This is a genomic window from Vibrio litoralis DSM 17657, assembly GCF_000426765.1.
GTDB classification, from domain to species: Bacteria; Pseudomonadota; Gammaproteobacteria; order Enterobacterales; family Vibrionaceae; genus Vibrio; species Vibrio litoralis.
The window spans coordinates 303,766-323,849 of record NZ_KE384567.1 but is presented as its reverse complement, the minus strand read 5'-3'; the positions used below and the strand labels follow the sequence as shown (position 1 = coordinate 323,849).

Annotated in this window: 18 protein-coding genes; 16 read left to right on the top strand and 2 right to left on the bottom strand. The window is 43.1% G+C overall.

The window, feature by feature from the left end:
- The first annotated feature begins 2 nt into the window (after nt 1–2).
- The 7 genes from nusA to nlpI all read left to right on the top strand — a co-directional run bounded on the left by nusA (nt 3) and on the right by nlpI (nt 9,947).
- Nucleotides 3–1,490 carry a transcription termination factor NusA gene (gene nusA / locus K358_RS0115095; protein ID WP_027697600.1) on the top strand — a complete coding sequence of 496 codons (1,488 nt, stop codon included), beginning with the start codon at nt 3–5 and terminating at the stop codon, nt 1,488–1,490.
- Between the two features lie 22 nt (nt 1,491–1,512).
- The gene (gene infB / locus K358_RS0115090) at nt 1,513–4,194 is read left to right on the top strand and encodes a translation initiation factor IF-2 (protein ID WP_027697599.1); all 2,682 of its coding nucleotides are present in this window, start codon (nt 1,513–1,515) and stop codon (nt 4,192–4,194) included.
- A gap of 126 nt (nt 4,195–4,320) precedes the next feature.
- Entirely contained in the window at nt 4,321–4,722 is a 402-nt protein-coding gene (gene rbfA, locus K358_RS0115085) for a 30S ribosome-binding factor RbfA (RefSeq protein WP_027697598.1), read from the top strand.
- Nucleotides 4,722–5,657, top strand: coding sequence for a tRNA pseudouridine(55) synthase TruB (gene truB, locus K358_RS0115080; RefSeq protein WP_027697597.1), 936 nt, complete (start codon nt 4,722–4,724; stop codon nt 5,655–5,657). The genes rbfA and truB overlap by 1 nt, the downstream gene beginning before the upstream one ends.
- 252 nt (nt 5,658–5,909) lie before the next feature.
- Entirely contained in the window at nt 5,910–6,179 is a 270-nt protein-coding gene (gene rpsO / locus K358_RS0115075; RefSeq protein WP_027697596.1) for a 30S ribosomal protein S15, read from the top strand.
- Nucleotides 6,180–6,619: 440 nt separating this feature from the next.
- Nucleotides 6,620–8,734, top strand: a complete 2,115-nt coding sequence (gene pnp, locus K358_RS0115070; RefSeq protein WP_027697595.1) for a polyribonucleotide nucleotidyltransferase — start codon at nt 6,620–6,622, stop codon at nt 8,732–8,734.
- 205 nt (nt 8,735–8,939) lie between these two features.
- Nucleotides 8,940–9,947: a lipoprotein NlpI gene (nlpI, locus tag K358_RS0115065; RefSeq protein ID WP_027697594.1), complete on the top strand. Its 1,008-nt coding sequence runs from the start codon at nt 8,940–8,942 to the stop codon at nt 9,945–9,947.
- A 148-nt stretch (nt 9,948–10,095) separates the two neighbouring features.
- On the opposite strand, the gene K358_RS0115060 is transcribed toward nlpI, so the two are convergent.
- Both K358_RS0115060 and ubiU read right to left on the bottom strand, forming a co-directional pair.
- Nucleotides 10,096–10,986: a U32 family peptidase gene (locus K358_RS0115060; protein ID WP_027697593.1), complete on the bottom strand. Its 891-nt coding sequence runs from the start codon at nt 10,984–10,986 to the stop codon at nt 10,096–10,098.
- Between the two features lie 13 nt (nt 10,987–10,999).
- Nucleotides 11,000–12,013: a ubiquinone anaerobic biosynthesis protein UbiU gene (ubiU, locus tag K358_RS0115055; protein WP_027697592.1), complete on the bottom strand. Its 1,014-nt coding sequence runs from the start codon at nt 12,011–12,013 to the stop codon at nt 11,000–11,002.
- Nucleotides 12,014–12,210: 197 nt separating this feature from the next.
- Between ubiU and ubiT the strand changes: the two genes are divergently transcribed.
- The 9 genes from ubiT (at nt 12,211) to deoC (ending at nt 20,065) form a co-directional block, all read left to right on the top strand.
- Nucleotides 12,211–12,723 (top strand): ubiquinone anaerobic biosynthesis accessory factor UbiT, encoded by a 513-nt coding sequence (gene ubiT / locus K358_RS0115050; protein ID WP_027697591.1) that lies wholly within the window; start codon nt 12,211–12,213, stop codon nt 12,721–12,723.
- Between the two features lie 188 nt (nt 12,724–12,911).
- Nucleotides 12,912–13,424: a GNAT family N-acetyltransferase gene (locus K358_RS0115045; protein ID WP_027697590.1), complete on the top strand. Its 513-nt coding sequence runs from the start codon at nt 12,912–12,914 to the stop codon at nt 13,422–13,424.
- Between the two features lie 7 nt (nt 13,425–13,431).
- Nucleotides 13,432–13,887, top strand: coding sequence for a DNA polymerase III subunit psi (locus tag K358_RS0115040; RefSeq protein ID WP_051241345.1), 456 nt, complete (start codon nt 13,432–13,434; stop codon nt 13,885–13,887).
- The gene (gene rimI, locus K358_RS0115035) at nt 13,880–14,377 is read left to right on the top strand and encodes a ribosomal protein S18-alanine N-acetyltransferase (protein WP_027697588.1); all 498 of its coding nucleotides are present in this window, start codon (nt 13,880–13,882) and stop codon (nt 14,375–14,377) included. The genes K358_RS0115040 and rimI overlap by 8 nt, the downstream gene beginning before the upstream one ends.
- Nucleotides 14,378–14,540: 163 nt before the next feature.
- A complete protein-coding gene (gene prfC / locus K358_RS0115030) occupies nt 14,541–16,121 on the top strand; it encodes a peptide chain release factor 3 (RefSeq protein WP_027697587.1) in 1,581 nt (526 codons plus the stop codon).
- Nucleotides 16,122–16,287: 166 nt separating this feature from the next.
- A complete protein-coding gene (locus tag K358_RS19365) occupies nt 16,288–16,443 on the top strand; it encodes a hypothetical protein (protein WP_169716303.1) in 156 nt (51 codons plus the stop codon).
- Nucleotides 16,436–17,266: a TatD family hydrolase gene (locus K358_RS0115020; protein ID WP_038150259.1), complete on the top strand. Its 831-nt coding sequence runs from the start codon at nt 16,436–16,438 to the stop codon at nt 17,264–17,266. The genes K358_RS19365 and K358_RS0115020 overlap by 8 nt, the downstream gene beginning before the upstream one ends.
- Before the next feature lie 219 nt (nt 17,267–17,485).
- A complete protein-coding gene (locus tag K358_RS0115015) occupies nt 17,486–18,739 on the top strand; it encodes a NupC/NupG family nucleoside CNT transporter (RefSeq protein WP_027697585.1) in 1,254 nt (417 codons plus the stop codon).
- A gap of 552 nt (nt 18,740–19,291) precedes the next feature.
- Nucleotides 19,292–20,065: a deoxyribose-phosphate aldolase gene (gene deoC, locus K358_RS0115010; protein WP_027697584.1), complete on the top strand. Its 774-nt coding sequence runs from the start codon at nt 19,292–19,294 to the stop codon at nt 20,063–20,065.
- Nucleotides 20,066–20,084 lie beyond the last annotated feature (19 nt).

Below are 20,084 nucleotides of genomic sequence, written 5' to 3'. Positions count from 1 at the left end.
CAATGAACAGAGAAATTTTAGCGGTTGTTGAAGCAGTTTCGAATGAAAAAGCTGTTCCCCGTGAGCGTATTTTTGAAGCATTAGAAATTGCTTTAGCTACGGCAACAAAAAAGAAAAGCCCACACGAAATCGAAGTGCGTGTTGAAATTGACCGTAAAACAGGTAATTTCGAAACTTTCCGTCGTTGGTTAGTGGTTGAAGAGGTAGAATTTCCAACGAAAGAGATTTCAATTGAAGCTGCTAAATACGATAATGAAGAAATTGAGCTTGGTGGTTACATTGAAGATGATATGGAGTCGGTAACTTTCGACCGTATTACCACTCAAACCGCTAAGCAAGTTATCGTACAAAAAGTACGTGAAGCTGAGCGCGCTCAAATCGTTGAACAATTCATCGACAATGAAGGCGAACTAGTAACAGGTGTTGTGAAGAAAGCAACACGTGATGCAGTTATCGTTGATCTTGGTAATAACGCAGAATCTGTGATTTTACGTGAAGATCAATTACCACGTGAAAACTTGCGTTCAGGTGACCGTATTCGTGGTCTTCTATATGCAGTTAAACCTGAAGCTCGCGGTTTCCAACTATTCTTAACGCGTTCTAAACCTGAAATGCTGATTGAACTTTTCCGCATTGAAGTGCCAGAAATTGGTGAAGAACTGATTGAATTGAAAGCGGCTGCTCGCGATCCAGGTTCTCGCGCTAAGATTGCAGTAAAAACCAACGACCGCCGTATTGATCCAGTTGGTGCTTGTGTTGGTATGCGTGGTGCCCGTGTACAAGCGGTATCTGGTGAACTTGGTGGTGAGCGTATCGATATCGTTCTTTGGGATGATAACCCTGCGCAATTCGTGATTAACGCAATGGCTCCTGCCGATGTGGCTTCAATCATTGTTGATGAAGACTCACACTCAATGGATATTGCAGTTGAAGCAGATAACTTAGCTCAAGCTATTGGCCGTAGCGGTCAAAACGTACGTCTTGCTTCTCAGCTTACTGGTTGGGAATTAAATGTCATGACGGTAGCTGAGTTGAATAGCAAGCACCAAGAAGAATCAGTTGTTGCTATCGAAAGCTTCATGAAGCATTTAGATATCGAGCAAGATTTTGCCGAATTACTGGTTGAAGAAGGTTTCTCTACTCTTGAAGAAATCGCTTACGTTCCAGTAAACGAATTACTTGAAGTTGATGGTCTTGAAGAAGAGTTAGTTGAAGAGTTACGTACTCGTGCGAAAAATGCACTGACTACGTTAGCGCTTGCTCAAGAAGAATCATTTGAAGGTTTAGAGCCTGCTGAAGACCTACTTGCTTTAGACGGCTTAGAGCGCGAAATGGCGTTTAAACTCGCGGCTAAAGGGGTAGTGACTTTAGAAGATTTAGCTGACCAAGGTACTGATGAGTTAGAAGGCATCGAAGGCCTAAGTGAAGAACGTGCAGGCGAATTAATTATGGCTGCGCGTAACATTTGCTGGTTTGGCGACGAAGAATAATTTTCAGCAAGGAGAAAGCAGTATGACAGAACTGACAGTGAAAGCACTAAGTGAAGAAATTGGTACTCCAGTTGAGCACTTGGTAGAACAACTTGCTGATGCTGGTATGAAAAAAACCAGTACAGACAGTGTTACAGATGATGAGAAGCAAAAACTTCTTGCTCATCTAAAAAAAGGCAACGGTTCAACAAGTGACTCAGAACCGACTCGCCTAACTTTGCAACGCAAAACTAAAAGTACATTAAGTGTGTCTGCTGGTGGCGGTAAGAGCAAAGAAGTACAAGTTGAAGTACGTAAAAAGCGTACTTACGTGAAACGTTCTGCGGTTGATGAAGAAGCCCAACGTGAAGCGGAAGAATTAGCAGCACGCGAAGCAGCAGAAGTAGCGAAGCGTGAAGCAGAAGAAAAAGCAAAATTAGACGCTGAAGTTAAAGCGAAAGCTGATGCTGAAGCAAAAGCAAAACGTGAAGCAGCAGATGCCGCGAAACGTGAAGCTGCGGAAAACGCGAAAGCTGAAGAAGCGAAAGCGGCCGCAAAACGTTCTCCTGAAGAAAAAGCGCAACATGACGCTGCTAAGAAAGAAGCAGAAGCATTGAAGCGTCGTCAGGAAGAAGAAGCTCAACGTAAAGCAGAACAAGAAGCACAAAAATTGGTTGAAGAAGCTCGTAAGTTAGCAGAAGAAAACGAAGTTCGTTGGTCGGAAGAAGAGAAGAAGAAAAAAGAATCTGAAAACTCTGATTACCACGTAACGACAAACAAACATGCACGTGCAGCTGAAGATGAAGCTGACCGTCGTAGCGAAGCAAGTCGTCGCAAGAAGAAAAAGCCAGCGAAAAAAGAAGATGACCGTTTTGGTGGTCGTAATGCTCGTGGCGGACGCAACCGTAAAGGTAAATTGTCTAAACCAACGTCTATGCAACAAGGCTTTGATAAAAATGCCACTGTTGCAAAAGCAGAAGTTGTGATTGGCGAAACAATCGTTGTTTCTGAACTGGCGAATAAAATGTCAGTAAAAGGTACCGAAGTCATCAAAACCATGATGAAGATGGGCGCTATGGCGACGATCAACCAAGTGATCGACCAAGAAACTGCTGCTCTAGTAGCGGAAGAAATGGGTCACAAGGTAGTACTTCGTAAAGAAAACGAATTAGAAGAAGCGATTCTATCTGATCGTGATAACACAACTGAAGCAACACCTCGTGCGCCAGTGGTTACTATCATGGGTCACGTTGACCACGGTAAAACATCGACGCTTGATTACATTCGTCGTAGCCGTGTTGCATCAGGTGAAGCGGGTGGTATTACTCAGCATATCGGTGCTTACCACGTTGAAACTGAAAACGGTATGATTACCTTTTTGGATACTCCAGGACACGCCGCATTTACTTCAATGCGTGCTCGTGGTGCTCAAGCAACGGATATTGTTGTGCTTGTTGTCGCTGCCGATGATGGTGTTATGCCACAAACAATTGAAGCGATTCAGCATGCTAAAGCCGCTGGTGTACCTTTGATTATCGCAGTAAACAAGATTGATAAAGAGGGTGCAAACCCAGATAACGTCAAAAACGAGCTAGCTCAATACGACGTTATTCCTGAAGAGTGGGGCGGCGAGAATATGTTCGTCCATATCTCTGCTAAGCAAGGCACCAACATTGAAGGCCTACTAGAAGCTATCTTATTACAAGCTGAAGTTTTAGAACTTAAAGCGGTAACTGATGGTATGGCTTCAGGTGTGGTTGTTGAATCTCGTCTTGATAAAGGCCGTGGTCCAGTAGCAACTGTACTTGTTCAAGAGGGTACTCTACGTAAAGGCGATATCGTACTTTGTGGTCAAGAATACGGTCGTATCCGTGCGATGCGTGATGAGAATGGTAAAGAGATCACTGAAGCTGGTCCTTCTATTCCGGCTGAGATCCTTGGTCTATCAGGTGTGCCAGCTTCAGGTGATGAAGCTACTGTAGTTCGTGATGAGCGTAAAGCACGTGAAGTCGCAAACTACCGTCAAGGTAAATTCCGTGATGTGAAACTTGCTCGCCAACAAAAATCGAAACTTGAAAACATGTTCTCTAACATGGAAGCCGGTGAAGTTGCTGAGCTTAACGTAGTACTAAAAGCAGACGTTCAAGGTTCTGTTGAAGCTATCGCCGATTCATTACGTAAACTTTCAACTGAAGAAGTGAAAGTGAACATCGTAGGTTCTGGTGTTGGTGGTATTACTGAAACAGATGCAGTACTTGCAGCAGCATCTAACGCTATCATTCTTGGCTTTAACGTACGAGCCGATGCTTCAGCTCGTCGTACCATTGAAAATGAAAACCTAGACTTACGTTACTACTCAATCATCTACCAATTGATTGATGAAGTAAAACAAGCGATGGGCGGCATGCTTGCTCCTGAATTTAAGCAAGAGATCATTGGTCTTGCGGAAGTTCGTGATGTCTTCAAGTCACCTAAACTAGGCGCTATCGCTGGTTGTATGGTTACTGAAGGTGTTATCAAACGTAATAACCCAATTCGTGTACTTCGTGAAAACGTAGTTATTTACGAAGGTGAGCTTGAATCTCTACGTCGCTTTAAAGATGACGTACAAGAAGTTCGTAATGGCTACGAGTGTGGTATCGGCGTTAAGAACTATAATGATGTTCGTGCTGGTGACCAAATCGAAGTATTCGAAATCGTTGAAATTAAGCGTACTCTTGATTAATCAAGTTTCGTTACCTTTCAAAGGTATATGACGAACGGTTGTTTAATACACCATGGGGAGCATTATGTGCTCCCCATTCTTTCTGTAGAAACACTCTAAATTGAGTGAACAGATGTGAGAAAAGATATGTCAAAAGAATTTAGCCGTGCACAACGTGTTGCACAACAATTACAAAAAGAATTAGCGTCAATCCTTCAGCGTGATGTACGTGATTCACGTATCGGCATGGTGACCATTTCAGATGTAGAAGTGTCACGTGACCTAGCTTATGCCAAAGTATTTGTGACCTTCCTATGCGTCGGTGAGCAAACGCCAGAATCTAGCCTAGAAGCTTTAAAAGAGCACGAAGTTGCCGTTCGTATGGCACTTGGTAAGCGTATTCGTCTACGTCTAACGCCAGAGATTCGTTTTACTTATGACAACACTCTCGTTGAAGGTATGCGTATGTCTAACCTGGTAAGCGAAGTGGTTAGCAAAGATAACAAACGTAAGAAAGATGCTGGTCGTGAGGACGAAGGAGAAGAGTAATGGCTCGTAGACGTCGTGGTCGTCCTATTGATGGCGTTTTATTACTAGATAAACCAACCAGTATTAGCTCAAATGATGCGTTGCAAAAAGTAAAGCGCATCTATTTTGCTGAAAAAGCTGGGCATACTGGTGCGCTTGATCCTTTAGCAACCGGCATGCTGCCAATTTGCCTAGGAGAGGCGACTAAGTTTTCTCAATTCTTATTGGATTCAGATAAGCGTTATCGTGTGATCGCCAAACTAGGTGAGCGTACCGATACTTCTGACTCTGATGGCGAAGTGGTACAAACTCGCGAAGTGAAAATAGACCGAGGTTTGCTTGAGCGTTGCATTGCCAAGTTCCGTGGTACGACTGACCAGATTCCATCGATGTTTTCAGCATTAAAATACCAAGGTAAGCCTTTGTATGAATATGCTCGTCAAGGCATCGAAGTTCCGCGTGAATCTCGTAAAATTACGGTTTTTGAGATTACCTTGATTCGCTTTGAAGGTCATGAAGTTGAGATGGAAGTGCATTGCTCAAAAGGCACTTACATCCGTACAATCGTTGATGATCTAGGTGAAATGCTAGGCTGTGGCGCGCATGTTACTTACCTTCGTCGCACTGGAGTTGCGCGTTATCCCTATGAGAAAATGGTGACACTTGAGCAGCTTGAAGCCTTGTTAGAGCAAGCACGTGAGCAAGATATTGAACCTAGTGAATTACTTGATCCATTGTTATTACCTATGGACACTGCGGTAGAAGATCTCCCTGAAGTGAACATGATTCCTGAATTAGCCGAATTAGCCCAACATGGTCAACCTGTGCAAATTTTAGGCTCACCGACTGAAGGTGTGGTTCGTATGACGATGGGTGAAAAACGTACCTTTATTGGTGTGGCGAATATCGATGATGATGGACGTGTCGCACCGAAACGATTGGTGGTGTTTAGGTAAAGAGCGGAAGCGAGTATTTTAGTTCCTAGTTCCTAGTTCCTAGTTCTTAGGAGATCGACCCTCGTGGTTCGGGCGCTTCGCTTCTCGTATCTAGGGGTGAGCGACGAATAGCAAAGCACGAAACTCGAGCGGCGAGTAATGAAGAATGTCTTGCTCTTCCAGTTTTGTTCCCCTATAATCCGCGCTTCGCGTGTCGGCTGAATCAGAGATTGGCTGACACATTTATACACTCACTCTTATTAGGAGAGCATTATGTCTCTGAATGCAGAAACTAAAGCAGCAATCGTTGCAGAATACGCACAAGCTGAAGGCGATACAGGTTCACCAGAAGTACAAGTAGCATTACTTACTGCTTCTATTAACCACCTACAAGGTCACTTCGCTGATCACAAACAAGATCACCACAGCCGTCGCGGTCTACTACGTATGGTTTCTCGTCGTCGTAAACTTCTAGATTACCTAAAAGGTAAAGATCTAGATCGTTACTTCGCTCTAATCAAGCGTCTTGGCCTACGTCGTTAATTCGTCGTTTGGTTTAATACCAAGATTAGAAAGCATTTGTTTTATCTATGGCTGCTTGCTCAACAAGCAAAGATAAATTAAACAGATACTGAAAAAAGGAGCTTCGGCTCCTTTTTTTGTGCGTGTAATCTAGCCAATCTCACAGTGATTAAGCATTTATCTAGTGTTGAAATAAGACATTTCTCCCTAAGTGGTTTATACTACGACTCGTTTGTTTTAGTTAACGTGCTCATTATGTCTAACTTAAAATAAACCTCTGTTGATTAACTTTACAGTCACCGATGTCGACCATGAAGGTCGCGACTAATAACAGCCTTTTCTTGTACCGCCTTTTCACTATTGAGCGAGTTACCATTTGAAAAATCTGCTATTAGTCGCGATTGGTAAAGTAGTCACAGTGTATTGATATACTTTGAAATTATTTAATTAAGGATCTTTACGTGAAAGCAATCGTAAAAAAATTCCAGTACGGTAACCATACCGTTACTCTAGAAACTGGCGTAATGGCTCGCCAAGCAACTGCTGCTGTAATGGCAAGCATGGATGACACTTCTGTATTCGTATCTGTTGTTGCGAAAAAAGAAGCGGTTGAAGGTCAAGACTTTTTCCCTCTAACAGTAAACTACCAAGAGCGTACATACGCTGCAGGTAAAATCCCGGGTGGTTTCTTCAAGCGTGAAGGTCGTCCTTCTGAAGGTGAAACATTAACCGCTCGTCTGATTGACCGTCCAATTCGTCCACTTTTCCCTGATGCATTTAAAAATGAAGTTCAAGTGATTGCGACTGTGGTTTCTGTAAACCCAGACATTCAACCTGACATGATCACTATGATCGCAACATCAGCGGCATTAGCTATCTCTGGTGTTCCATTTAATGGTCCTATCGGTGCGGCGCGCGTAGGTCACATTAATGGTGAGCTAGTACTTAACCCAAGCCAAACTGAACTTGAGTCTTCTAAATTAGACTTAGTGGTTGCGGGTACTGAAGGTGCAGTGCTAATGGTTGAATCTGAAGCAGACAACCTAACTGAAGAAGAAATGCTAGCAGCGGTTGTTTATGGTCATGACCAACAACAAACCGTTATCAGCGCGATCAATGAGTTTGCCGCTGAAGTGGCGACGCCTTCTTGGAACTGGGAAGCGCCTGCTGAAAACACAGCATTAAAAACAAAAATCGCAGAACTTGCAGAAGCGAAAGTAACCGAAGCTTACCAAATCACTGAAAAAATGGCGCGTTACGATCGTATTCACGCTATTAGCGATGACGTAAAAGCAACATTACTAGCCGAAGATGAAACCCTAAATCCAAAAGAAATCCACGCGATTTTCCACGATTTAGAGAAAAACGTTGTACGCAGCCGCATTATTGCAGGTAGCCCACGTATCGATGGCCGTGAAAAAGACATGGTTCGTGCACTTGATGTACGTACTGGCGTTCTTCCACGTACTCACGGTTCTTCACTATTTACACGTGGTGAAACTCAGGCGCTTGTAACTGCAACGCTTGGTACACAACGTGATGCGCAAATCATCGACAGCTTACTAGGTGAGAAGAAAGATAACTTCCTTCTACACTACAACTTCCCTCCATATTGTGTGGGTGAAACTGGTTTTGTTGGTTCTCCTAAGCGTCGTGAAATCGGCCATGGTAAATTAGCAAAACGTGGTATTGCTGCAGTAATGCCTTCGGTTGAAGAATTCCCATACACAGTACGTGTTGTGTCTGAAATCACTGAATCAAACGGTTCGTCTTCAATGGCATCTGTTTGTGGTACCTCTCTTGCGCTTATGGATGCAGGTGTTCCAATTAAAGCTTCTGTTGCGGGTATCGCGATGGGTCTAGTTAAAGAAGGCGACGACTTTGTTGTTCTTTCTGACATCCTAGGCGACGAAGATCACCTTGGTGACATGGACTTTAAAGTAGCGGGTACTAACGACGGTATCACTGCGCTACAAATGGATATCAAAATCGAAGGTATCACCAAAGAAATTATGCAAATTGCGCTTAACCAAGCACAAGGCGCACGTAAGCACATCCTAAAAGTGATGGACGAAGCAATTTCTGGTGCTCGTGAAGAGATTTCTGAATTTGCTCCACGCATCTACACCATGAAGATCAGCTCTGAGAAAATCAAAGACGTGATCGGTAAAGGTGGCGCTGTGATCCGTGCACTAACTGAAGAAACTGGCACCACCATCGAAATCGATGATGATGGCACGATCAAAATTGCAGCAACAGAAGGTAAAGCCGCGAAAGAAGCGATCCGTCGTATCGAAGAGATTACTGCGGAAGTTGAAGTAGGCCGTATTTACTCAGGTAAAGTAGCTCGTCTTGCTGACTTCGGTGCATTCGTAACGATTCTTCCTGGTAAAGATGGTCTAGTACACATTTCTCAAATCGCTGATAAGCGCATCGAGAAAGTATCTGACCACCTATCTGAAGGCCAAGAAGTTCAAGTTAAAGTACTTGAGATTGACCGCCAAGGCCGTGTTCGTCTAAGTATGAAAGAAGCGGTAGAAACAACTGAAGCGCCGGCTGAACCATCAGCTGAGTAAGTTGTCTTAATCTAGACGCTGATAAAAAGAGGGGCTTCGGCTCCTCTTTTTTTATAATAGTAGTTGTCGTTCCCGTTCCCAAGGTTCTACTTTATAAGAAGTGGTTACTAGAAGAAACAACGTGTATATTGGTCGCTAACCCCATGTCATTAAACTGATATTCGAATATGCAACAACAGTTATACTGCAGAGGAGCTCGTTATTCGTGAAAAATGTTAAATGGTTTAGCCTTATTGCCGCCTTCTTTTTAATGGGTTGTGCAAACCAAGGTAACTCTTCAAATTCATGGGCATATCCGCCGATGGCGATTCCATTGCAGCCTTCTATTCAGCAAGAAGTTCAGATTGCTCGCTTAAACCAACTACTAACCCGCAAAGATGTGAGCCAAAATGTACGAGCTCAAATGTTTGCTGAACGTGGTCGCTTTTTAGATAGTGTCGGTTTAGCTGATTTAGCGCGCCTCGACTACGAACGTTCACTAAAACTCAATCCTGCACAATCGGAAGTCTTTAATGTGCTTGGGGTGTATTTTACCCAAATGAGTGATTATGACTCTGCTTTTGATGCGTTTGATTCAAGTTTAGAGCTGGATCCAAATAATCAATATGCTGAACGTAACCGTGCGATTGCTTTGTATTACGCAGGACGTAATCCTCTAGCGTTGCAGGATATGACCAGTAACTACGAGAAAGATACTTCTGATCCGTATCGCGCACTGTGGTTGTACTATATTCAGCGTGAAGACAATGCGGAACAAGCAACGGCAGATCTAAAACAACGCTATCAACAAAAAGGTGAGCAATGGGGCTGGGATCTTGTCGGCATGACACTGGGTGAACTAAGTGAAAATGAAGTCCTAGAGTCGGTTGCCATGACGACACAAAATAATGTCGAACTGGCGCAAAAACTAACAGAAGTGTATTTCTATTTAGCGAAGAATTACCAATATAAAGGTGATTACTCTAACGCGATTGCACTGTATAAACTGTCGATTTCATTGAACGTCTATGAGTTTTCTGAGCACCGCTACGCTTTCTTAGAGCTAGGTCGTATCTTTAAGTCTATTCAAGCTGAACGCGCTGAAGAGGCCCCAAAAGATAACCAAGATCAAGATAATAAGGCAAATGAAACGCAAGAAGGTGAGCCTACACCGCAGCAAGAATCGAATAATCAACAGCTACAAACTTATCAAGCACCAAAACTGAGTGCTTAATACTCTTCGTACTTGAAGTTGCAGCTTTGTTGACGGCGTTCATTCACCCCAATCGAATAGGCAAGCTATGCTCATGGGGCTTCATTCACTTGTCGCCTCACTGCAACTCCAATTACTTTGAGTATATAACGCCTGTATGCGTGAGGCGTTAGTTTTGAACTAACCCTGCCAATTGATGCCAATAGCCATTACATTGTTTACTATCGGTAATGATGCGTTTTGGGGTGTCTTGATTGGCTTTAAAGTCCGATAAAGTGGTTAAGGTTTCTGCGCCTAGAGGGCTTAAACGCACCACATCTACCAATCCTTGCATGCTTTGCAGATCATTACCTAGATTATAACAATAGCCAGATTGAGTTTGGATGCCATTTAAGTTGAACACCTCTTGGCCTTCTTGGCTGCTGACTTGAATTCCTGTTGGGTACTTAATACAGCAAGTTTCACAATCATCTTTGGCCTTATCTTCAGCGCGAGCAGTAAAGCAACGAGCAGAGTAGGCTAAAGGTAAGTATCCGTAGCTGAACACTTCCACTTCAAATTGGTCACGAATACCAATTTCATCGCATTGTTCTAATGTATTGCGTAGCCAGTCGCGAGATAATTCCACCGGCATACACCAGCGAATCATACCTTGCTTGGCAAAGACTTTAAGCGTGTGAGCATTATAAGTATTGACCGCAGCACCGACCACGAAAGGCACTTTCGCTTCGTATGCCAACTGAATAGCAGACACATCGTTAGCTTCAATCGCAAAATCACCGTTATCGATGTATTTCTTCATTACATTGACTTCACTCGGCGCTTCTAATAACGCCATGGTAGACAACACTACTTGTTTACCAGATTGAGCTAAGTCTTTGGCGATTTCAAACCACTGTGCCGGTTTCATCTCACGACGTTTCGAGCACACTGCTTCGCCTAGGTAGATAATATCGGCTTGGCTATTTTTCGCTTGTTGGTAAAAGCTTTCTACATCGGCTTTTGGCCAAAAATAAAGAATAGGGCCAAGTGAGTACTGTAAGTTTTTTGCTTGAGTCATTGTCTTGTCCTATCTACTGCCATTTACGATGATAAGCACCGAGTGTGGTTTGTGTGCCTTCGGATACATTGGCTAAGGCGGCATTCCATTGAGGTTCAACTTGATACGCTTCAGGATTCGCAAGATAGTGGTCGATAGCGACGCGCCAAGTGCGAGTGACTTGTTCCACATAAGCCGGACTACGTTGACGACCTTCAATTTTTACTGAAGCGACATTGGCAGCAAAAAGCTCAGGCAGCATGGATAATGTATTGAGACTGGTTGGCTCTTCTAGCACGTGATAACGCTGATCTTCGCCAGTAATATTGATATCAAAGCGGCCTTTGCAAAGGGTTGGGTAGCCTGCATTTTCACCTTCGCCATAACGGTCAATAAGAATGTTATTGAGGCGAGATTCTAAGCCATCTTGGGTTTCTTGCCAGCGAACATATTTGGCAGGAGAGCAAGCTCCGACGGTATTTGGTGATTCACCCGTCAGATACGAAGATAAGTAGCAACGGCCTTCCGCCATAATGCATAGACTGCCAAATGCAAACACTTCAAGTTCAACACCTTGTGGAATATTACGTGAGAGTTGTTTTACTTGATGCATTGAAAGCACGCGAGGCAATACCACACGTTTAACATTAAAGTTGTTGGCGTAGAAGTTAACCGCTGCGCTGTTGGTGGCTGAGGCTTGAACCGATAAGTGTAGTTCCATGTCTGGATATTTATTTGAGGCGTAGTCCAGTAAAGCAATATCCGCGATGATGAGGGCATCGACACCAATATCGACCGCTTGATCGACCGCATTGGTCCAACGTTCGAAGCCATTTGGGTGAGCAAAGGTATTTAACGCGACATGAATTTTTTTATTATGATCGTGTACGTATTGAACCGCTTTATCTAACTTCTTACCGTTAAAATTAAGTCCGGCAAAGTGACGAGCGTTGGTGTCATCTTTAAATCCAATGTAAACGGCATCCGCACCACAATCGATGGCCGTTTTGAGTGCCGGTAAATTACCCGCAGGGCAAAGTAGTTCCATCCTTTTTTCCCTTATAAATTGTAGGATGGGCGTCATTTTATGGGATCTATCACCGTGGGAATTGATGTAAGGCAGGTTTCAGTTCGATACCTCTACCTATAAAGTGGTTTTTTTATAAAAATGTGAGCTTTTTTGATTCAACACAGGTTAGCCGTAGTGTAGCTATGTAAAGTAAGACTCTTTATCATGGAGGTATTATGTTCTCACGTTTTCGTACTCAAGCTGTGGCTAATGCCGCGTCATTACTCGCTATTCCTAGCAAACTTATTCCGCAATCCATTCATAATAAAGTGCTATTAGAAGGACTAAAGCGTGTTTTTCATGAAGCGCTAGAAGATGGTGACTTTGAGTTTTTGCAAGACCGCTGGCTAAAGGTGTCGATTAGCGATATTGGCTTAAGTTGGATGATTAGCTTTGATGATGGCAATTTGATTGTGTCAGATAAATCTCAACAGCAAGATGTCAGTTTTTCAGGTTGCTTGAACGATATGGTTTTGATTGCGGGTCGCAAAGAAGATCCCGATACATTATTTTTCCAACGACGTCTAAAAATTGAAGGGGATACCGAGCTTGGGCTAGAAGTGAAGAATTTAATGGATAGCTTAGATTTAGATTCACTGCCTAAACCGGTCACTCAAACCATGCAGCAATTAGCAAGCTTTGTTCAACAAGGCCTAGTGGAACAACCCTCACAAACCGCGGTAGCGTAAACTCGAATCTTGGCGTCCTTTGGGTATAGAAGACCCTTGGATATAGAGGTGGTTTGACTATATAAGTTACTTGGTTATAAATGTCTGCTTTTTGAGTTTGCCCACAATTGATGTGAGAAAAGTGAGAATGATGGCGTGATTCGGTATAGAATTCACTCCCTATTTTCACAATCATAATGAGAGTCACCATGCAAATTCGTACCGAAGCTCCGGCTGATATTTTAACGATAGATGCATTACTGAAAGCGGCCTTTCCAACGCCAGCAGAAGCTAAGCTAGTTCGCGCTTTACGTGAAAACAGCCGCTTTACGCTTTCGCTAGTCGCTTGTAGTGATGACGGCGAAGTGCTTGGTCATGCTCTATTTACGCCAGTGACGGTCGATGGTGAAGACTATGGTTGGCAAGGTTTAGCGCCGGTTGCGATAAAAGAATCTCATCGCGGCCAAGGTATTGCAGAGCAGTTAATCCGTTCGGGGTTTGATTCGTTACTTGAATTTGGTTATTCCGCTTGTGTGGTACTGGGTGAACCTAACTACTACTCACGCTTTGGTTTTAAGAATGCGGAGTCATTTGGTTTAGCTTCTATTTATAATCAAATGCCGGAATTTACCCCAGGTGCATTTCAAGTGATCGCATTAGAGGATGGCGCTTTAGAAGGTAAGTCAGGCTTGGTAGAATATAGCCCTGAGTTTCAAGGTTAGTAATATCATGTTTGACGATTCCAATTCAGAGCTACACCAACCAGAATTACGCCAACAAAGCTATTTAAAGGAAATGGGTATTTCAACCTTTGAAGTCGCCCATCCTGATAAGCTAGAAGGTTATCAATCTCCTGGTATTAGTTTGCCAACTGACTGCGTTTTATTGCTGGTGGCAGATACTTGCCCGCAAGGTGAAGATGCGACGCTGTTTATTAAAGTATTAGCCAGTATGAAGTTGCAGCCAGAGCAAGCCTTGCATTTAACCCCCGGGCAATTAGCTCAATTGCAACAGCATAGTCTCAATTGGGTGTGGTTTGCCGGATGCGATGATTCAATCGCCAGCAATGATGATTTGCCCCAATGGGACTCGGTGAAGCAGCTGCATTCTCCTGCGCTTAGTGCGATTCATGGTAATACTCAAAACCGTCGAGATCTTTGGCAGCAGATTTGTTCTTATGACTAATAACCTTCGTATTACACCGCTACAAACTGAGCACCTAGATGCCGTGTGGCAAATTGAGCAAATTGCTCATAGTCACCCTTGGTCGGAATCCATGATCCGCGATCTATCTCATCAAAATTCAGCCAACTCTAGTAAGTATCAATTTGCGCTGTGGGCCGATGAGCAATTGGTCGGTTATCTGTATAGCCAAAATATTGTTGGTGAAGTGACATTACTGACCATTGCGGTGGATCCTAGCCAGCAAGGTAAAGGCTATGGACGGGCATTGATTGAGCATTTAATCGAACATAGTGAAAACGACAGTGCTGAGAGTATTTGGTTGGAAGTTCGAGAAAGTAATCGTGGCGCGTATCATTTGTACGAGTCGCTTGGCTTTAATGAAATCGATCGTCGCGTCAACTACTACCCTTCAACAAAAAGCAGCAGTGGTAAAGAAGATGCCATCATCATGAATTTGATCTTGGATGATGATTTTAATCCCTTCGCTTAACTAACCATTAAATAGGTTGAGCCTGAAACTGTGATGAGTTTGGGCTTTCAACTAGAGTTATCACAAATTTTGCGTATAATTCGCCCATCTCACATTTGTGACCCATTATTTATTTTGCTGCGCGAGTGCAGCGATAAGCTAAACTGTTTATAAGGTTTCCTTCATGTCATTCCTTTCAGAAGTTAGTAAGCGTCGTACGTTTGCGATTATTTCTCACCCGGATGCGGGTAAAACGACCATCACTGAAAAAGTATTGTTATTCGGAAACGCTTTGCAAAAAGCCGGTACGGTTAAAGGTCGTGGTTCAAACCAACATGCCAAATCTGACTGGATGGAAATGGAAAAAGAACGTGGTATTTCGGTTACTACTTCTGTTATGCAGTTCCCATACAACGATTGCCTAGTAAACCTGCTGGATACTCCGGGACACGAAGATTTCTCGGAAGATACTTACCGTACGTTAACCGCAGTGGATTCTTGCTTGATGGTGATCGATGCGGCAAAAGGTGTCGAAGACCGTACTCGTAAATTGATGGAAGTCACTCGTTTACGTGATACGCCAATTGTTACCTTTATGAACAAATGTGACCGTGATACGCGTGATCCAATGGATTTGCTCGATGAAGTAGAAAGCGAATTAAAAATGGCTTGTGCACCGGTTTCTTGGCCGATTGGTATCGGTAAAGAATTTAAAGGCGTGTATCACATTCACCGTGATGAAACGATCCTTTATGCCACTGGCCAAGGTCACACCATTCAAGAGGTTCGCACTATTAAGGGGCTCGATAATCCTGAACTTGATTCGGCGATTGGCGAAGAAGTGGCTGAGCAATTGCGTGAAGATCTAGAACTAGTGATTGGCGCGGCTCACGAGTTTGATCAAGAGCTTTTCCTGAAAGGCGAATTAACTCCGGTATTCTTCGGTACCGCTCTGGGTAACTTTGGTGTCGATCACATGCTAACCGGTTTAACCGAGTGGGCTCCAGCGCCACTTGCTCGTGAAGCCAATGAGCGTACCGTAGAAGCGACAGAAGAAAAATTCTCAGGCTTTGTATTTAAGATTCAGGCAAACATGGATCCTAAACACCGTGACCGTATCGCTTTCATGCGTATCGTATCGGGGACTTATACTCAGGGCATGAAAATGAATCATGTTCGTACTGGTAAAATGGTCAACATTTCTGATGCAGTAACCTTTATGGCCGGCGACCGTGCACGTGCTGAGCATGCTTATGCTGGCGATATTATTGGTTTGCATAACCACGGCACGATTCAAATTGGTGATACCTTTACTCAAGGTGAAGCGCTTAAGTTTGCTGGTATTCCGAACTTTGCACCTGAATTATTCCGTCGTATTCGTCTGCGTGATCCGCTAAAACAAAAGCAGCTGCTTAAAGGCTTAGTACAGCTTTCTGAAGAAGGCGCAGTACAGGTATTCCGTCCATTACAAAATAACGATCTTATCGTTGGTGCTGTGGGCGTGCTGCAGTTTGACGTGGTTGTTGCGCGTTTGAAATCGGAATACAACGTAGAAGCGATTTATGAAAGCGTTAATGTGGCAACGGCTCGTTGGGTTGAATGTGATGATGAGAAGAAACTTGATGAGTTTAAGCGTAAAAACCAAACTAACTTAGCACTGGATGGCGGTGATAGTTTATCTTACATTGCGCCAACTATGGTTAACTTAAACTTAGCCAAAGAACGCTTCCCAGATATTGAGTTCCGAGCGACGCGTGAGCACTAAGTTGTAATCATACTTACTGAAGTTATAACGAAAAGGGTTGGCGTAGTGCCAATCCTTTTGCTTTAATTGTTTCGAGACACGAGACACGAGACACGAGACACGAGACACGAGACACGAGACACGAGACACGAGACACGAGACACGAGACACGAGACACGAGGACGTTATGTTATTAGCAAAATTAAAACACTGGCTGGCACGCTATGATGCATGGTGTGAAGAGCTCGGTTTAACGCCAGAGCATAAACGTAGTTGTTGTGCTTATCGTCCTGATCCGGCGCATACCACAAAGCCGACCGATAAAAATGACTTTAATGCCTAATTACACCTTTATAGATACCCACTGTCATTTCGACTTTCCTGTTTTTTCAGATCTCAATAAAGAGTTAGCTAAAGCGCAAGAGGCTGGAGTCAGCAAAATAGTCATTCCAGCGACTCAACAATCCGGTTGGGAATATTTACAATCGCTGTCAGAACAATATCCTTCACTTTATTACTCCCTAGGCTTACATCCTTATTTTCTAGATCAGCATAATTGTCTAGAGCAAAACCGTTTTTTAAACCAATACAGTGAATCCTCGCTTGAGCAACTTGATGCGGCGTTAATTCAAAGAGATCTTAAGTGTGTCGCGGTAGGAGAGTGCGGTTTAGATTTTATGCTCGATGCGCCATTGTTAACAGAGCAAAATATCCAAAAGCAATATCAGCTCTTTGATGGCCAACTACAGCTTGCGATTAAACACGACCTGCCGCTCATTATTCATGCACGTAAATCTCACGATAAGATCTTGCAACGTTTGCGAAATAACCCTCCACAAAAAGGTGGTGTCATTCACGCTTTTTCAGGAAGTTATCAGCAGGCATTGGAATATGTGAAATTAGGCTTCTATATTGGAGTGGGCGGGGTAATTACTTACCAACGGGCGAATAAAACTCGTCAAGCAATTGCCCAATTACCACTAAACCGTTTGGTGCTTGAAACCGATGCGCCAGATATGCCGGTTTTTGGGTATCAAGGTCAACCGAATCATCCTGCGCATTTGTTAGACATATTTGATTCATTATGTGTATTACGCAAAGAGCAAAAATTCGAGATTGCCAAGCAACTTTGGCATAACAGTTGTCAGTTATTTCAAATTGACTAATAAATTGGACGAATACAAGGCAACCGTTTGCTTTGCTGTCAACATGAAAAAAGCAAACGTTTGGTGATATAGATCACGCTAAAATATGTTTTTCATTTATTTTTCATGAATAAGTGTGATTTTGGTATTACTTTGTTGCCTGTTGTCAGAGTATAATCGCCTTCGCTTTTTCGAGCTCCACTTTAAATAACTCACTTAAGAATAAGGAAGCCATATACCATGAGCCTGGTTATGAGCATTGTTGGCATGTTTGTACTGATTGCAATTGCAGTACTTCTTTCTGACAACCGCAAAGCAATTAATTTAAGAACCGTAGGTGGCGCATTTGCCATCCAATTCCTACTTGGCGCATTCGTACTGTATGTACCATGGGGTAAAGATGTATTGAGCTCTATGACTAATGGCGTTCAGTATGTAATAGACTTTGGTAACGAAGGTATCGGGTTCCTTTTTGGTAACTTAGTGAACTTCTCTGTTGAGGGCGTTGGTTTCATCTTCGCGTTTAAAGTACTACCTACTATTATCTTTTTCTCTGCGCTTATTTCAGTACTTTACTATATTGGCATTATGCAATTAGTCATCAAAGTATTGGGTGGTGCTTTACAAAAGGCACTCGGTACTTCCCGTGCAGAATCAATGTCTGCAACGGCTAACATTTTTGTTGGTCAAACAGAAGCACCATTAGTCGTTCGCCCATTTGTCCCTAAAATGACTCAATCTGAACTTTTCGCAGTAATGTGTGGTGGTTTAGCTTCTGTTGCTGGTGGTGTAATGGCTGGTTATGCTGCAATGGGTGTTCCTCTTGAGTACTTAATTGCGGCATCATTTATGGCTGCGCCTGGTGGTCTACTGTTCGCTAAACTAATTAAGCCTGAAACGGGTGAGCCTATCGATCAGCTTGAAGATATCGAACAAGCTGGTGATGATAAACCTGCTAACGTTATCGATGCTGCAGCAAATGGTGCATCATCTGGTTTACAACTTGCATTAAATGTAGGTGCGATGCTATTGGCTTTCGTTGGTCTAATTGCATTGGTTAACGGCGCTCTTGGTGGTATTGGTAACTGGTTCGGTATGCCAGAACTAAGCATGGAACTTATCCTTGGTTACCTATTTGCGCCACTTGCATGGTTAATCGGTGTTCCTTGGTCTGAAGCGACTATCGCAGGTACTTTCATCGGTCAAAAAACTATTTTGAATGAATTTGTTGCTTACTCTAACTTTGCCCCTTACTTAGCTGAAGGTGCACAAGTTGTATTGTCTGAGAAGACCAAAGCAATCATCTCATTTGCTCTATGTGGTTTTGCTAACCTTTCTTCAATTGCGATTCTTCTAGGTGGTCTTGGTGGTCTAGCACCAGCTCGTCGCTCTGAGATTGCAAGTATGGGTATGAAGGCAATTGCCGCTGGCACATTATCTAACTTAATGGCTGCAACGATTGCAGGTTTCTTCTTAACTCTATCAGCAATGTAAGTTAAGGTTTCTTTATATAGACGCCATTTTTATGAAGTGTAAAGCCGTAGCATGAACTTGCTACGGCTTTTTTCGTCTTAATAGTTATAATATTTATATGGGTATTAAGGCTTTTTGAGATACAAACCGTTTGCGTTCAGGATAGTGACTGACCTCACGGAATAAATCAGTATAATCATCAGTAAATTCACACTAACAATGTATGTTCATTCAGTTTTGTTTATCGAACTTATTAAGGATTCAATAAGTTTGTTAGTGAGATATGTTCACAACACATGATGTGTTTGCAGCCAAACTCAGGCTTTACTGGTGAGTTGGTTGTGCGGTGACAGGGATTGCAATTAGCGCGCGATACTAATCAAATGAATTAGTTGACGAGCTAAGTCTTCAAGGAACCAAGTCCGTTCATTTCTGACAACTTGGCTCTGGCGACCTTTAAAACAGATTGTTTTTGAGGAGAGTACAGAGAATCGCACTACACTTTAAACGTGTTATTTGAAGTAGTGTGAAAACAACAGTTGTCATAATAATTTTTTGATATCGGAGATAGAAATGAGCGATTTACAAGCAGCAGCTTTACGTGCACTAAAATTAATGGATCTCACCACATTAAATGATGATGATACCGATGAGAAAGTGATTGCCCTTTGTAAGGATGCAAAATCACCAGCTGGCAATACTGCCGCCATCTGTATTTATCCACGTTTTATTCCAATTGCGAAGAAAACGCTGCGTGAACAAGGTACTCCTGAGATCCGCATTGCCACCGTGACGAATTTCCCTCACGGTAACGATGATATTGAGATTGCGGTTGCTGAAACTAAAGCTGCTGTTGCTTATGGTGCTGATGAAGTGGATGTGGTTTTCCCATACCGCACATTAATTGCAGGTGATGAAAAAACAGGTTTTGAGCTTGTGAAGCAATGTAAAGCTGCGTGTGGCGATGTACTACTGAAAGTGATCATCGAAACCGGTGAGCTTAAAGAAGAAGCCTTGATCAAACGTGCTTCAGAAATTTCAATCGAAGCAGGCGCAAACTTCATCAAAACCTCAACCGGTAAAGTGCCAGTTAACGCAACGCCAGAATCAGCTGAAATTATGCTGAAAGTGATTCGCGATATGGGCGTAGCGGAAACCGTTGGCTTTAAGCCTGCAGGTGGAGTACGTACCGCTGAAGATGCTCAAGCTTATCTTGCAATGGCTGATGAGATCCTTGGTGCTGATTGGGCTGACAGCATGCACTACCGTTTTGGTGCATCTAGTCTACTAGCAAACCTTTTAAATACGTTAGGCAAAGGTGAAAAAGCGGCGGAAGGCGGCTACTAATCTTACCTAATTGATAGTA